This is a genomic window from Carboxydocella sp. ULO1, from assembly GCF_002049255.1.
GTDB lineage: Bacteria > Bacillota.
On record NZ_BDLQ01000115.1, the window covers coordinates 1 to 274 of the forward strand.

Consider the following 274-nt stretch of genomic DNA (forward strand, 5'->3'; position numbering starts at 1 on the left):
TCCGGATCTAAGCCTGCTTGCGGCTCCCCGGAGCTTTTCGCAGCTTTCCGCGTCCTTCTTCGGCTCTTGGCGCCAAGGCATCCACCGTATGCCCTTAGTATCTTAACCTCGTGCTTCCCCATTTGTCCGCCTACAGCTGTCACTAGTATTGTTACCGGCAGCAAGCTGCCGACAATACTGCGTTTCCAAAGCCCGGCGGCCAAAATGGTTCCACTCTACACGCTACGATGTTTCGCAGAGTGTGTTACCTTTTACTCTGTGCGGTTTTCAAGGA

The 274-nt window shown here is 54.0% G+C and carries 1 rRNA gene; it reads right to left on the reverse strand.

Annotated features, from left to right (window positions below):
* Positions 1 to 108 (reverse strand): 23S ribosomal RNA (locus ULO1_RS12335); the annotation flags it as partial.
* Positions 109 to 274: the final 166 nt, after the last annotated feature.